Raw genomic sequence first — 13,885 nt, 5'->3', positions numbered from 1 at the left:
GCCATGATCGAAGGTGCAAAATGGCGCCGCTGGATTTTCTTCTACATCCCGCTCTGCGCCTTTATCTTCACACTGCTATTTCCGTTCTACTGGATGCTGGTCACCGCGGTACGGCCCGACAGCGAACTCTATCGCCCCTGGAGTGCGCCGAACTACGCGCCGTTCTGGACCTCGCATCCGACCCTCGATCACATCACCTATCTGCTGCAGGAGACGTTGTTCAGCACCTGGATGCTCAACACCCTCTTGATCTCGATTGCTGCGACGCTGATCTCGCTGTTCTGCGGGCTCTTGGCCGGCTACGCGCTCTCCCGCCTCAAATTTCGGTTCGCCGGCATGCTCGGCACCGCAATTTTTATCACCTACCTCGTTCCTCAGACTCTTCTCTTCATTCCCTTGGCTGACATCATCCGCAACTTCCGCCTCGGCGATACGCCGTGGGCGCTGATCCTGACCTATCCCACATTCCTGATTCCTTTCTGCACCTGGCTCTTGATGGGCTACTTCAAGGCGATCCCCCGGGAGCTCGAGGAATGTGCCCGCATCGACGGTGCGGCCCGCTGGCAGGCTATGCTCTACATCATCTTTCCCATCGCAGTGCCTGGGATCCTCTCGGCCGGGATCTTCGCATTCACGCTGTCGTGGAATGAGTTCATCTATGCCCTGGTCTTCCTGTCCTCCCCCGCGGAGAAGACCGTCTCAGTCGGCGTCACGTCGGAACTGATCCGCGGTGACGTATTCTACTGGGGCTCGCTGATGGCAGGCGCCCTTTTGGGGTCCATACCGGTCGCATTCGTCTACTCGTTCTTTGTCGAGTACTACGTCGCCGGTCTCACCGGAGCGGTCAAAGGGTGAACCATGGCGCCGGTCGTGATACGCAACTTGAACAAGACGTTTGACGGGGTCCATGCCGTCAAGGACGTGAACCTCGAGATCAATGACAAGGAATTCGTGGTTCTCGTCGGCCCTTCCGGCTGCGGCAAGACCACGACGCTGCGCATGGTGGCCGGGCTCGAATCCATCACCTCTGGCGAAATCCTGATCGGCGACAAGATCGTCAACGAGCTACCACCAATGGATCGCGACATCGCCATGGTGTTCCAGAACTACGCCCTCTACCCGCACATGAACGTCTACGACAACATGGCGTTCGGCTTGAAGATGCGCCGGTTCGGTCGCGCGGAGATCGACGCGCGCGTGAAGGCAGCGGCCGAGATCCTTGGCATCCAGGCGCAGCTGCAGCGCAAGCCGCGACAACTCTCGGGCGGCCAGCGCCAGCGTGTCGCCCTGGGCCGCGCCATCGTTCGGCATCCGAAATTGTTTCTGTTCGACGAGCCGCTGTCGAACCTCGACGCCAAGCTGCGCGTCCAGATGCGGGTGGAGATCAAGAAGATCCATGCTCGCCTCGGCACCACCGCCATCTATGTGACCCATGATCAGGTTGAAGCGATGACACTCGGCGATCGCGTCGTCGTCATGAGAGATGGTGTCGTTCAGCAGGTCGGCGAGCCGCTCGAACTCTATAATGCGCCCGCCAACCGCTTCGTTGCCGGGTTCATCGGCTCGCCCGCGATGAATTTCGCGACGGTAACGATCGCCGCTGACGCGAACGGCCTCCTATGGGCCAACAACGAAGGCATCCATATCAAACTTCCGGCCGAGGTCGCGGGCCGGCTTCGTAAGCATGTGGGAGAACACGTCACACTTGGAATCCGCCCGGAGGACCTGCGCGTGGCCTCCAGCAGAGACCCGGCAGACGTGGCTTTCGATGCCATGGTCGAGGTCGTCGAGAAGCTCGGGTCGGAGATCCTCCTGGACGTGAAGGTTGGCCCCAGCACGATGGCGGCAGCGGTAGAGCCGACGGTCCGCGCGAAAGTCCGCGATCAGCTTCGCCTCGCCGTGAATCCCGACCGGCTGTATTTCTTCGACGGTCCGTCACAAGCTGCGATTTAATGGCCACTACAGCTTGTAGCCGATCTTACGCAGCAAGTCTTTCCGCCACGCAATGTCAGCGTCTGTCTCCACACCCAGCGGCGAGGCGCCGTCCACCACGCCGAGCACGCCGCGCCCCAGCTCGGTTTGAGCCACAATCACCTGTGTCGGGTTGGCTGTCGCACAATAGATGCGGCAGACCTCCGGCACCGCGCGCACCGCGGCCAGCACGTTGACGGGAAAGAATCCATCGCCAAGGAAGATCAGGAAAGTGTGGCCGGCGCCGATGGCCAATGCGTTGTCACGTGCGAGGACCAGGGCGGCTTCGTCATTTCCGGACCAACGCACCAGCCGCTTACCGGAGGCCTCGCAGAAGGCCAGCCCGAAGCGGATGCCCGGAACCGCGCCCACCAGCGCCTCGTGAAGGTCTTCCACGGTCTTGATGAAATGCGACTGGCCGAAAATGAAGTTGGCGGCATCCGGCTTGACGATGGGTACCACGGCGAGTTCCATGGCCGCGCTCCTATAGGGTGAGCTGCACTATCCATGGTAGGCCGCCGGAAGGCGATTGCAAGCCGCCACTGGCGGCCTACTTCGCCGCCTCCCGCGGGCCGAAAGCACGCCAGAGCGAACCTGCCATGGTATTGCAAAGCGCGCGTGCAAGCGCCACATGACGAGCTGTGGAGGCAGCATCGCTCCGGAGTGAGAGCGTGGCCAGCAAAAGAGCAAATCAAGAGCTCCCCGTGATCGCGCGCTTCGAAGTGCGCTACCGCAATTACCTCGCGCCCGACGGCTCGATCAACCGTCCACTCCCCGCCTTCGCTTCCGACGCCAGGCTACTCGTTGCGCTTTATCGGTTCATGCTGCTGCTGCGACTGTTTGACCGAAAGGCGGTTGCATTGCAGCGCACCGGTCGGCTCGGAACCTATGCCGTTTCGCTCGGCCAGGAAGCGGTATCGGTCGGGATTGCCAGCGCAATGCGGGAGGAAGATGTGCTGCTTCCCTCCTATCGCGACAATGGTGCGCTGATCTGGCGTGGCGTCAAGCTTGAGGAGATCCTGCTGTTCTGGGGCGGCGACGAGCGGGGCAATCACTTCTCCGGACCGGAGCATGATTTCCCGTTCTGCGTCCCCGTCGGATCCCAGGCGCCGCATGCCGCCGGCGTTGCGTATGCCTTCAAGCTGCGCAAGGAGCCACGCGTCGCGGTCTGTATGTTCGGCGACGGCGCCACCTCGAAGGGCGATGTGTACGAGGCGATGAATTTTGCCGGTGTCCATAATCTGCCGGTGGTGTTCGTCGCCACCAACAATCAATGGGCCATATCGGTACCGTTACGACAGCAAACTGCTTGCGAGACTTTGGCTCAGAAGGCTATCGCCGCCGGATTCACGGGCGAACAGGTCGATGGAAGCGATGTGCTCGCCGTGCGCGCCGCGGCGGAAGAAGCCATTACCGCGGCCCGCGAAGGCAAGGGCCCCCGCTTCATCGAGGCTGTCACCTACCGACTCAGTGACCACACCACCTCTGACGATGCATCGCGTTATCGCTCTCCTGACGAAGTCCAGGCTCACTGGAAGAAAGAACCGATCGCGCGGCTGAGAAGCTATCTTCTCAGCCGGAAAATGTGGAGCAAGGCGGACGAGGAGAAGCTTGCCGCCGACTGTAATGAGCGCATCGAGGCGGCAGTCGAACGCTACCTGGCCACGGCGCCACGCCGGCCCGAGACCATGTTCGATCATCTCTATGCCAATCTGCCAGAGGCCTATGCCGCGCAGCGCCGTGAACTCGCGGGAGAGCGCGATGCCTGAGATGACCCTGGTCGAGGCCGTCAATCTGGCGCTGGCACGGGCGATGCAGGATGATCCAGGCGTGGTCGTGCTCGGCGAAGATGTCGGCATCAATGGAGGCGTCTTTCGCGCAACTGCGGGCCTCCAGAAGCGCTTCGGCTCGGAGCGCGTGCTCGATACGCCGCTTGCCGAACTCCTCATCAGCGGGCTCTGCGTCGGTATGGCGGCCCAAGGGCTGAAGCCGGTCGGCGAGATCCAGTTCATGGGATTTATCTATCCATGCCTCGATCAGCTGGTGAACCACGCATCCCGAATGCGCAACCGCACTCAAGGACGGCTCACCTGTCCGATGGTCCTGCGCACGCCGCATGGAGCTGGCATTCGCGCGCCCGAGCATCATTCCGAAAGCACCGAAGCGATGCTCGCCCATATTCCTGGGCTGCGTGTCGTCATGCCTTCGTCGCCGGAAAGCGCCTATGGACTTCTCCTCGCCGCGATCCGCGATCCCGATCCAGTGGTGTTCCTCGAGCCAACACGCCTTTATCGCGCGGCGAAAGGCGAGGTGGAAGACAATGGCGAAGCCTTGCCGCTGGATCATGCCTTCGTGCTCCGGGATGGCCGCGACATCACGATAATCAGTTGGGGCGCGGCGCTGAAGGAAACCACGGCCGCGGCCGATCCGCTTTCAGCCGAAGGCATTTCCGCCGAGATCATCGATCTTGCCACGCTCAAACCCTATGATGAAGACGCCGTACTGAGTTCGGTCGCGAAGACCGGGCGCTGCCTCATCGTGCACGAGGCGGCGCGCACTGGCGGATTCGGAGCCGAGATCGCCGCTACTCTCGCCGAACGTGGCCTCGCCTCGCTGCTTGCCCCTGTGACCCGCGTGACCGGCTACGACACGATCATCCCGATGGCCCGCCTCGAGCAGTACTATATGCCATCGGTCGAACGCATCGTAACCGCCGCACGCAAGCTGTGCCAGTTCAGCTAACCGCGATGGATTCTGCCCCATGCACCGGTTCATGCTGCCAGATCTGGGAGAAGGTCTTGAAGAGGCGGAGATCGTCACCTGGTATGTCAACGAGGGCGACCACGTCGTCACGGATCAACCCCTGCTCTCCGTCGAAACCGACAAGGCGGTCGTTGAAATACCCGCGCCGTCGAGTGGACGCATTGCGCACCTCTTTGGCGCCAAGGGAGATCTCGTGAAGGTCGGTACGCCGTTGGTGGAGTTTGCGGAAGGAGCTGAGCAGGACACCGGCACAATAGTCGGTGAACTGGGCGGCGACGAGCGTCCGCCGGCGGCGGGAATGCCTTCCGCGCGCCCGACGGATCTGGGACCTCAGGCATTTCCGGCGGTACGTGCACTGGCGCGCAAGCTCAACGTCGCTCTTGAACTCGTCGAGGGCACGGGACCGGGCGGCAGCATAACGCGCGCCGATGTCGAGCGGGCCGCAAGGAGTATGTCCCGAACCGGCCCCGCTGAGCCCCTCCGCGGCTTGCGGCGCGCGATGGCCCAACGCATGACCGCGTCGCATTCCGAGATCGTCGCGGCAACCGTCACCGATGAGGCCGATATCGACGATTGGCGGACGGACGAGGACATAACAATCCGCCTGGCACGGGCCATCGCGGCAGCCTGCAGGGCAGAACCCGCACTCAATGCCTGGTATGATTCCGGCACACGGGAGCGGCGTCTGATCGAACGCGTCGATCTCGGTATCGCCGTCGATACCGAGGGAGGTCTCATCGTTCCGGTGTTGCGTAATGTCGCCGGGCGGAGCGTATCGAACTTGCGGGCCGGACTCGAGCGGCTGCGGGCTGACGCCATTGCGCGCTCGATACCCCCGGAAGAATTACGCGGCGCAACCATTACTCTGTCGAATTTCGGGATGATCGGCGGCCGATTTGCCAATCTGATCATCGTGCCGCCGCAAGCGGCTATTGTCGGCGCCGGCCGGATTTCTCAACGCGTGGTGGCCTATCGGGGTCAGCCTGCAGTGCGGCGTGTGCTGCCGTTGTCGCTCACCTTTGACCATCGCGTGGTAACGGGCGGTGAAGCCGCCCGCTTCCTGGTCGCACTCAGGCAGGACCTCGAGCTGACTACGTGAACCGGAAGCACACCCACAGGACTTCGCTCGGCTGACCTGGCCGGCCGCACCGCACAACGCGTCAAATAGCGTCATCTCCAGGTGCCGGTTCTTGCGAACACATTGAGGTTCCCGAGCGGAACCCCCATATGTTTATGGCAAGGGAGTCCTTGCCGTGCAGACCGTAAAGACGACTCTCGTTGCGGCGATTACAGTCGTCGCTCTGATGGCCTCCCTCCTTCCCGTCACGGCGAGGGAGAAAGATAGTCTTGCACTGACGATTTCGATCGACGGCGCGATCGGCCCGGCGACAGCCGCCTACGTGAAAGACGCTTTGGCCAAGGCAGCCGAACGGCACGCCGAGATTGTCATTCTCCGTCTGAACACACCAGGCGGCCTCGCGACCAGCATGCGCGAGATCATCGCCGATGTGTTGGCTTCGCCCGTTCCGGTCATCGGTTACGTCGCTCCTTCCGGAGCCCATGCGGCCAGCGCCGGCACCTACATCCTTTACGCAACCCATATCGCCGCGATGGCACCTGGCACCAATCTCGGTGCCGCGACGCCAGTGCAGATCGGCGGTGCGCTGCCGGGCCTGCCGGACAGCAACCCGGACAAGACCGGCAAAGACAACAAGGACAGCGACGGCCAACCTAAGTCCGAGCCAAAGCCGAAGGACGCCATGACGGCCAAGGCTACGAATGATGCCGTCGCTTTCATCCGCAGTCTTGCCGAGCTGCGCGGCCGCAATGCCGACTGGGCCGAGAAGGCGGTCCGCGAGGCTGCCACCCTCTCCGCCAATGGCTCGCTGCAAGCGAATGTCATCGACCTCATCGCGCGCAGTCCGAGCGATTTGCTCAACGCCGTGGATGGCCGCGTGGTGGAAGTTGCAGGCGGCGAAATGCGGCAGCTCGCGACCAAGGATGCCGTCCAGGAAGCGATCGATCCCGGATGGATCTCAAGATTCCTGGCAGTGATCACCGATCCCAATGTTGCTTTCATTCTCTTGATGGTCGGCACATACGGCGTGATTTTCGAGTTCCTGTCCCCCGGTATGGTTGCTCCCGGAGTCGTCGGGACAATCTGCCTGCTGCTGGGCCTCTACGCTCTCAATATGTTGCCCACGAACTACGCCGGCCTCGGATTGATGCTGGTCGGCATCACGCTACTCGCCATCGAAGCCTTCAACCCGACCGTCGTCATCGGCCTTGGCGGACTCGTTGCTTTTGTGCTCGGAGCGATGATGCTCTTCAACGTTGAAGCGCCGGGCTTCCAGCTGTCATGGTTCCTCATCGGCGCCACCGCGGCGATATTCACTGGCCTCGTTCTCGTCGTGCTTGGCTCGCTGCGGCGTGCCCGCAAGTCTCCGGTGCGAGCAGGCGCGCAAGCCATGCGTGGCCTGTCTGCCAAGGTGCTCGACTGGACCGAGAACGAAGGTCACGTCTTCGCACACGGTGAACGCTGGCGAGCGCGTGGCGCTGAAACCTTCACGCCGGGCGAAACGGTTGAGGTTGCCAATATCATAGATCTGACCCTGGTGGTCCGCCGCCGCCCGGCGCTGATCGATAAAGGAGACGCGCGATGATGCTCGATTATCTGGCCTATGCAGCGCTCGCGATTGTCATAGTCCTATTACTATCCGCAGCCATTCGTATTCTTAGAGAATACGAGCGCGGCGTGATTTTCACGCTCGGCCGCTTCACCGGAGTGAAGGGACCCGGCCTCTTCATCCTCATTCCTGTGGTGCAGCAGATGGTGAAGGTCGATCTCAGGGTCATGGTGCAGGAAGTACCGCCCCAGGACGTGATCTCGCGCGACAACGTCTCGGTCAAGGTCAATGCCGTTCTTTACTTCCGCATCATTGATCCTGAGCGAGCCATCATCAAGGTCGGCAACTACATGGTCGCGACCAGCCAGCTGGCACAGACCACACTCCGCTCGGTGCTCGGCAAGCATGAACTGGACGAGATGCTGGCGGAACGCGACAGGCTGAGCGCGGACATTCAGGAGATCCTTGATCAGCAAACCGACGCCTGGGGCATCAAGGTCACCACTGTCGAGATTAAGGATGTCGATCTCAACGAGACCATGGTGCGCGCGATTGCCAAGCAAGCCGAGGCGGAGCGGCTGAGGCGCGCCAAGGTGATCAATGCGATGGGCGAGCAGCAGGCCGCCGAGAAACTCGTTGAAGCCGGTCACGTCCTCGCCCAGGAGCCGCTGGCGATGCAGCTGCGGTATTTCGCGGCGCTGCATGACATAGCGGGCGAGCGCTCATCCACCGTGGTGTTTCCGTTGCCGATGAATTTGCTTGACCATCTTTCTCCACGGACAGGAGCAACCCGACTTTGAAGACCTCCGACGGGACGTCGGCTCGCTTGAAGCGATCGGCTACACAATTCCGTGACGCGAAACGGCGTAGGCGTGGTGCACCAAACGACGTATAATTGCGTCGTCCTTCGCGCAAGATCATCAACGTACCGTGGAGGTGGCCATGAAATACGTATTGCTCGGAAATCTGAGCCCGGAGTGGGCAAAAAAGCAGTCGGACCGGGTCGGCAAGGCCAAGGCAAAGCTCGACAAGCTGGGTATCAAGATCGAGTCGATCCACTACACGCAAGGCTATTACGATTTCGTCGACATTGTCGATGCCCCGAAGCCGGAGGCGGTCCTCGCGTTTTCTGTCTGGTACTCCACCCATGGTCTGGGGCGGATCCAGAGTATGCCGGCCTTCGAGACCAAGACCTTCGAGGCCGCAATCAAGGACGCGTCGGACTAAGCGCCTAGACGGAAGATGAATCGTGCTCACGGCCACGCAACCGTTGCGCGCCGGGGAGACAAAGCTGGCTCAGATTACAGGGATACTTGTCGTCCCTGGATTAGAATCCAGCCCACGCTGGATTGAGCAACCGCAAACCTTGTCGTTGTGTTGGCACCTCTGTTGCGGAATGCGTCGACGTCATGCCGAGCACTGCGTTGGATGACCGGGCGGAGATCACGATGAAGATTGACGGCACCACATTTGGCACGATTACGATCGACGGAAAAACCTACGAGCATGACGTCGTCGTTCGTCTTTCCGGCGAAGTTGTGAAGCGGAAAAAGAAGTTATCAAAGAAGCTCTATGGTACCTCGCACGTGCTTTCGGAAGACGAGGCAAAGTTTCTCTTCGAGAAGGGGTGCGACCAGGTCGTCATTGGCTCGGGTCAGATGGGCAACGTGCACTTGTCACCGGAAGCTGAAACCTATTTCGAAAGAAAAGGTTGCCAAGTTTTAGTGAAGCCGACACCCGAGGCGATCCAGATGTTCAACGGGTCCAGCGCAAGGCGGATTGGGCTCTTTCACGTGACTTGTTGAGCATTTGCAGGCAAAACGTTCGCTGCGGGCCGCAATTGCGACCCCGACTATAACGCGCGGTTGAGAAAGATCGGCAACCCTGCTTGTTGGCGCAGGTTGGGCCGTAGCTCGCGATCGAGCGGAATGAACCGGGTTGCCCAGCGATAGGCTACACCGAGACGGTTCAATTCATCGAGCAGGCCTGGAAAGGTGACGTGCGGGAAGCCGAGGACCGTCAGCGCGCGAAGATGGCTCCGTCCAATTGCCGGCGCCACGCCCCCGGTCAGCGGCTCGTCGCTCAGAAGACAGTCCAGATAGGCCGGAATCTCGGGAACGCTGACCGGATGGCGCTCGCTGGAAGCTGCCATTCTTGATCAGGATCACACCCGGCACGACCAGGTATGCCCATGGCAGCCAATCGGCCAGCCGGTACGCCGCCTTGGGGGGGTCAGAGATCGAGGTCACCGGCAAGAGATCGAAATATCGCCGCGAGGCTAGCGAAGGCTCCACTGCAACAACGAGTATGGCGGATCAGAATCGCAATGATGCTCGAACACGCCCGCAACCTCGGCCCCGACCGTGACCGCCCGCAATGGGTCGCCCAAGAGATTGCCGATCATGCGAACGCCGCCGGCATGCGGCAGCTCCACGAGCACGGCAAGATAAGGACCATGCTCCCGCAGAGCCGCATGCGACGGATGCCAGACCCGTTCCCAGCTGAAGATGCGGCCCTGCGGGGCGACCTCGACCCATTCCGGATCGAACGCATGACATCGATGGCAGATCCATTCGGGCCCGAATTGCCAAGTGCCGCATCGGCTGCAGCGCTGCACAACGAGCCGCTCCTGCCGCAAGCCCGCCCAATAGGGTGCGGACAGGCCATCAGGCTCGGCCACTGGAGCAGGAAGCCCGCCGGGAAGATAAAACGAACTCTTTGGGCTGCTCATAGCGTCGCCTCTGAGCCAAGGAGGAGATCGCTGACAGGTGTGACCATTGGCCCGCCGATCACCATCGCTACGTCATTCCGCCGTACCTGGTTCACGGACGTGCCGCGCACCTGGCGCACCGCTTCCAGCACGAGCTCGAAGCCGTGCATGTAGCATTCTGCGAGGTTGCCGCCGCTGGTGTTGAGCGGCAGCCGGCCCGATGGCGCCACGAGGTTTTCAAACGTGAGAAACTCATTCGCCTCGTCCGGCCGGAAAAATCCGTGCTCGGTCAGCGCCATCACCACGCCCCCGGTGAAATTTTCGTAACTCTGAACCACGCCGACATCCATCGGGCCGACACCCGCCATCCGATAGAGATCAGGTGCCACGGTGTCGAAGCTCGCGCTGGCATAATGTGGCGCGTTATGCGGCGCGGCTCCGGCGCGAAATCCCGATCCAACGGCCGCGCCTAGCAGATAGGCCGGCTTGTTGCGGAAATCTGCGGCCCGTTCGGCAGCAACGAGCACGAGCGCGGCCGCGCCGTCATTCTCCATGCAGCAATCGTAAAGATGAAAAGGCTCCACGATCCAGCGCGACGCGTCGTATTTGTCGGGATCGAGCGGTTTGCCATGCATGATCGCCCGCGGATTGGCTTGCGCATGATGGTAGGATGCGAGCGCAATCGCACGCAGCGCCTCTTGGCGAACGCCGTAGTCGTGCATGAAACGGCGAACGCGCATGGCAAAACGCTGCGGCGGCGCCAGCACACCATAGGGCATCAGATAGGCCTTCTCGCCCGAAAGGCTGACGATACCGCTGGTCTGACCGAAACGGCCATATTCGCCTTGGGCCAATGAGCGGAACACCACGACACAATCGGCTAGGCCCGCGACGATGGACGCCGCAGCATTCGCGACTGCGGCGCAGCAGCCGCCCCCGCCGCCGCCCCATTGCATGGTCGCTGTGCGAAGCTGGCGGATGCCGAGCGCGGCGGCCAGGCGCGAGGCCTCGCTGCGGTCGTCGCTGTAGGATGAGAAGCCGTCGATCTCACGCGGATCGATGCCGGCATCGTCGCAGGCGGCCAGGATCGCTTTGAGAGCCAGCTTGAATTCGGCATCCGGCGAGGCGCCGTGCCGATAATACTGCGTTTCGCCGATGCCGATGACGGCAACACGCCCTCGCAGGGTCCGCTCGGATGTTTGCCGTGACATCAGGTTTTGGCATCCTCGGCGATCGTCTTCGCCATGCGAGTGCCGAACGCGCCGGCTTCCGTCAGACGTGCCAGGCTCGTGTCATCGTAGCCGAGCAGATCGCGCAGGACGATCTCTGTATGTTGTCCCACCGCCGGTGCGGCAATGGGGTCGGCAATCGGTGTTCGCGAATAGCGGATCGGCGAATTCACGTTCGGAACCCAGCCGACCGTATCATGCGGAATCCGCGTGACGATGCCCCGGTCCCTCGCTTCAGGTGAGCGAATCGCTTCACCGACGGTCCGCAACCGTCCGCATGGCACACCAGCCGCTCGCATTCGCATTTGCCAATGAGACCAGGGCCGCTGCGCAAAGGCGGCGCCGAGGATGGCGAACAGATCATCACGCCGCCGAATCCGATCCGACCCCGTCGCGTAGACATCCGCGGCGGCCAGATCGGGGCGATCGATCACCTGGGACATCAGGCGCTGAAAAATCTTGTCGTTGCCGCAGTTAATATAGAAGGCGCAATCTTCGGCCTGAAACACGCCGGACGGGCAGGTGTCCGGACTGGTATTGCCGTGACGCTGCGGATTGGCGCCGGTGAACAAATGCTGCATCGTCGCATAACCGGTCATCAGCACGGCATTGTCGAACAAGGAGACCTCGACGGCTTGGCCAAGCCCAGTGCGCTCACGCGCGACAAGCGCCCCCAGGATCGCGTTGCAGGCCATCATTGCCGTGCTGATATCCATGACGGGCGAGAGCGCTCGTACACCTTCACGATCGGCATAACCGTTCATGGATACGAACCCGCTCTCGACCTGGGCGATCGGATCGAACCCGAGCCGATCGGCGAATGGCCCCTCGCGTCCATAGGCAGACACCGAGCAATAGATAATGTCGGGCTTCAGCTTGCAGCACTCCTCGTAGCTCAAGCCGAACCGCTCCATGACCCCCGTCGAGAAATTCTCGACCACGACATCTGCGGTCGCAATGAGCTGCCGCGCGACCTCGACCGCCTCCGGTGATTTCAAGTCGAGGGCAACACTCCACTTGTTGCGGTTGGTCCATAGAAAGGGCGCGCCAAGTTTGAGGCCCGAATGCACCGGCGGGTAACGGCGCAAGTCGTCCCCGCGGCCCGGTGGCTCGATCTTGATGACCTCGGCTCCCATGTCGGCCAGAATCATGGTCGCGAAAGGACCCGCAATGAAGTGCGAAAAATCGACCACGCGTATGCCCTGAAGCGCCTTCGGCGCATCGGGCGGCCGCGATGTGTGCGCCGGAAACTCTTCTTCGATATGGTCCAACATGTCTCTTCCCAGTTTGCAGCAATAAAATGGGAACGTGAGCGTCGACGCGTCCCCGCTTCCGAGCACATCGCTCTCAATTTCCCTTCGGCTGATCGACCAAGCTGCATCCGCCCTGCTCGAGCGGCCGGAACGCCTCTTGCCCGCTGAGAACTCCGACCTTCTCCAGCAGGTCCCATTTGCTCTTCGAGGCCTTGGGATCCTTCACCTTGAAGATATACATGTTGTGGATCGCGCGACCGTCGGCACGCACGACCACCGGACCGAACAGCGCATCGTCGATCGGGGTTTCCTTCATCTTCCGGATGACGGCGGGCGCATCATTCGTCCCGGCCGCAAGCGCGGCATTCAGATAAGCCAGCACCGACGAATACACGCCGGCATGGAATGCTGTCGGCGATTGGCCGTGCTGCCGCTCAGTGAACCGCGCAGACCAGGCGCGGCTGGCCTGGTCCATATCCCAATAGAAGGGCTGCGTAATGATGAGCCCCTGCCCGACCGATAGCCCGCTGGATTCCACATCGTTCGTGGTAGTCAGCAGCGCAGCAAAGGTACGCCCATTCTGCTTGAGACCGAATTCAGCCGATTGTTTGATCAGATTCACGGTGTCGCCCCCGGCCGTCGCAAACGCGATGACATCAGCGCCTGAGCCGTCCGCCTGGAGGATGAACGAGGCGTAGTCGGCAGTGTTGATGGGAACGTTGACGGAGCCGAGCACCGTGCCGCCTCCCGCGGAGATCACCGACGTCCCGTCCCGCACCATCGACTTTCCGAGCGCATTGTCGGTCGCGATGAAATACCATTTCTTGCCGCCGTGATGGACGAGATAGTCTCCGAGCGTATGCGATGCAGCCCAGGTGTCGAACGTCCACTGGATCGTATTGGGTGAGCAGTATTTCCCGGTCAGGTCCGAAGACGCCGCGCTGGACGCGACCAGAGCCACCTTGCTGCCACGTACGACCTCGTTCACCGCGAGGCCGACGGCGGAGTTCGGCACGTCCGCGATCGCATCGACATTCCCCTGCTCCATCCAGCGACGGGCAATGGCCGCGCCGACGTCGGGCTTGTTCTGGTGATCCGCCGAAACGATCTCGACCTTGAAATCCGGATGGTTCTGCATGAAATCCTCGGCGGCCAGCTTTGCCGCCGTGACGGACCCTTCCCCGGCGTTGTCGGAATAGGGACCCGACGCATCGTTCAGCACGCCGATTTTGATTGACCTCGCTTCGGCTGCCAAAGCCGAGCACATGGACATGGCAAGCAAGGACAGCGATAGATATCGCGACAGTCGCGTCATTGGTTTCCCCGGTTTTT

14 protein-coding genes and 1 pseudogene are annotated in these 13,885 nt (G+C 61.6%); 9 read left to right on the top strand and 6 right to left on the bottom strand.

Annotation, left to right across the window (positions count from 1 at the left end; translation table 11 throughout):
• The first annotated feature begins 3 nt into the window (after nt 1-3).
• Nucleotides 4-855, top strand: a complete 852-nt coding sequence (locus tag BRAS3843_RS27215) for a carbohydrate ABC transporter permease (protein ID WP_008972341.1) — start codon at nt 4-6, stop codon at nt 853-855.
• A gap of 3 nt (nt 856-858) precedes the next feature.
• The gene (ugpC, locus tag BRAS3843_RS27210; RefSeq protein WP_008972340.1) at nt 859-1,953 is read left to right on the top strand and encodes a sn-glycerol-3-phosphate ABC transporter ATP-binding protein UgpC; all 1,095 of its coding nucleotides are present in this window, start codon (nt 859-861) and stop codon (nt 1,951-1,953) included.
• Between the two features lie 6 nt (nt 1,954-1,959).
• Here the strand turns inward: ugpC and BRAS3843_RS27205 are convergent, their stop codons facing one another.
• Nucleotides 1,960-2,445 (bottom strand): adenosine-specific kinase, encoded by a 486-nt coding sequence (locus BRAS3843_RS27205; RefSeq protein ID WP_008972339.1) that lies wholly within the window; start codon nt 2,443-2,445, stop codon nt 1,960-1,962.
• A 230-nt stretch (nt 2,446-2,675) separates the two neighbouring features.
• Between BRAS3843_RS27205 and pdhA the strand changes: the two genes are divergently transcribed.
• The 7 genes from pdhA to BRAS3843_RS27170 all read left to right on the top strand — a co-directional run bounded on the left by pdhA (nt 2,676) and on the right by BRAS3843_RS27170 (nt 9,166).
• Nucleotides 2,676-3,740, top strand: a complete 1,065-nt coding sequence (gene pdhA, locus BRAS3843_RS27200) for a pyruvate dehydrogenase (acetyl-transferring) E1 component subunit alpha (RefSeq protein WP_008972338.1) — start codon at nt 2,676-2,678, stop codon at nt 3,738-3,740.
• Entirely contained in the window at nt 3,733-4,713 is a 981-nt protein-coding gene (locus tag BRAS3843_RS27195) for an alpha-ketoacid dehydrogenase subunit beta (protein ID WP_035982918.1), read from the top strand. The genes pdhA and BRAS3843_RS27195 overlap by 8 nt, the downstream gene beginning before the upstream one ends.
• Before the next feature lie 19 nt (nt 4,714-4,732).
• Nucleotides 4,733-5,833, top strand: coding sequence for a dihydrolipoamide acetyltransferase family protein (locus BRAS3843_RS27190; protein WP_008972336.1), 1,101 nt, complete (start codon nt 4,733-4,735; stop codon nt 5,831-5,833).
• A 154-nt stretch (nt 5,834-5,987) separates the two neighbouring features.
• Entirely contained in the window at nt 5,988-7,397 is a 1,410-nt protein-coding gene (locus tag BRAS3843_RS27185) for a nodulation protein NfeD (protein ID WP_008972335.1), read from the top strand.
• Nucleotides 7,394-8,161 (top strand): slipin family protein, encoded by a 768-nt coding sequence (locus BRAS3843_RS27180; protein ID WP_008972334.1) that lies wholly within the window; start codon nt 7,394-7,396, stop codon nt 8,159-8,161. Before BRAS3843_RS27185 ends, BRAS3843_RS27180 begins: the two co-directional genes overlap by 4 nt.
• Before the next feature lie 142 nt (nt 8,162-8,303).
• Complete coding sequence (locus BRAS3843_RS27175; protein ID WP_008972333.1) at nt 8,304-8,588, top strand: GYD domain-containing protein; 285 nt, start codon at nt 8,304-8,306, stop codon at nt 8,586-8,588.
• A 221-nt stretch (nt 8,589-8,809) separates the two neighbouring features.
• Complete coding sequence (locus tag BRAS3843_RS27170; RefSeq protein WP_008972332.1) at nt 8,810-9,166, top strand: MTH938/NDUFAF3 family protein; 357 nt, start codon at nt 8,810-8,812, stop codon at nt 9,164-9,166.
• A 110-nt stretch (nt 9,167-9,276) separates the two neighbouring features.
• Here the strand turns inward: BRAS3843_RS27170 and BRAS3843_RS27165 are convergent.
• From BRAS3843_RS27165 to BRAS3843_RS27145, 5 genes and pseudogenes are all read right to left on the bottom strand, one after another.
• A pseudogene (locus BRAS3843_RS27165) lies at nt 9,277-9,504 on the bottom strand (hypothetical protein); the annotation flags it as partial.
• A 135-nt stretch (nt 9,505-9,639) separates the two neighbouring features.
• A complete protein-coding gene (locus BRAS3843_RS27160) occupies nt 9,640-10,092 on the bottom strand; it encodes a zinc ribbon domain-containing protein (RefSeq protein ID WP_008972330.1) in 453 nt (150 codons plus the stop codon).
• Nucleotides 10,089-11,282: an acetyl-CoA acetyltransferase gene (locus BRAS3843_RS27155; RefSeq protein WP_008972329.1), complete on the bottom strand. Its 1,194-nt coding sequence runs from the start codon at nt 11,280-11,282 to the stop codon at nt 10,089-10,091. The genes BRAS3843_RS27160 and BRAS3843_RS27155 overlap by 4 nt, the downstream gene beginning before the upstream one ends.
• Complete coding sequence (locus BRAS3843_RS27150) at nt 11,282-12,574, bottom strand: CoA transferase (RefSeq protein WP_008972328.1); 1,293 nt, start codon at nt 12,572-12,574, stop codon at nt 11,282-11,284. Before BRAS3843_RS27150 ends, BRAS3843_RS27155 begins: the two co-directional genes overlap by 1 nt.
• Nucleotides 12,575-12,647: 73 nt before the next feature.
• On the bottom strand, nt 12,648-13,820 hold the full coding sequence (locus tag BRAS3843_RS27145; RefSeq protein ID WP_347379591.1) for an ABC transporter substrate-binding protein: 1,173 nt from the start codon (nt 13,818-13,820) through the stop codon (nt 12,648-12,650).
• Between the last annotated feature and the right edge of the window lie 65 nt (nt 13,821-13,885).

Source organism: Bradyrhizobium sp. STM 3843 (assembly GCF_000239815.1).
In the GTDB taxonomy this organism is placed as follows: domain Bacteria; phylum Pseudomonadota; class Alphaproteobacteria; order Rhizobiales; family Xanthobacteraceae; genus Bradyrhizobium.
Note: the sequence above shows the minus strand (reverse complement) of the source record. Positions and strands in the feature narration are given on the sequence as shown.